At 63.4% G+C, this 486-nt stretch carries 1 protein-coding gene; it reads right to left on the bottom strand.

Going from position 1 to position 486, the window contains the following annotated elements:
• The coding region (locus O7A70_RS34020) for a type IV pilus twitching motility protein PilT (RefSeq protein WP_337144235.1) at positions 1–486 on the bottom strand (486 nt) is incomplete at both ends.

The following is a 486-nucleotide window of genomic DNA, read 5'->3' on the forward strand; positions in this document are numbered from 1 at the left end:
GGTTTCCAGGTCGCGCATTTCGCCCACCAGCACCGCGTCCGGGTCCTCACGCAGTGCCGAGCGCAGCGCGTTGCTGAAGCTGTGCGTGTGCGGGCCGACCTCGCGCTGGTTGATCAGGCTCTTCTTGGACTCATGCACGAACTCGATCGGGTCCTCGATGGTCAGGATGTGGCCGTACTCGTTCTCGTTGAGGTGGTTGATCATGGCCGCCAGCGTCGTGCTCTTGCCCGAGCCGGTCGGCCCGGTCACCAGCACCATGCCGCGCGGCTTGAGCGCCAGATCGGCAAAGACCTTGGGCGCATTGAGCTGCTCCAGGCTCAGGATCTTGCTCGGAATCGTCCGGAACACCGCGCCGGCACCGCGGTTCTGGTTGAAGGCATTGACGCGAAAGCGCGCCAGACCCTGGATCTCGAAGGAGAAGTCCACCTCCAGCGTCTCCTCGTACACCTTGCGCTGGGAGTCGTTCATGATGTCGTAGACCATGTC

The sequence above is a fragment of the Mesorhizobium sp. Cs1299R1N1 genome, assembly GCF_037179655.1.
Lineage (GTDB): Bacteria > Pseudomonadota > Alphaproteobacteria > Rhizobiales > Rhizobiaceae > Mesorhizobium > Mesorhizobium salmacidum.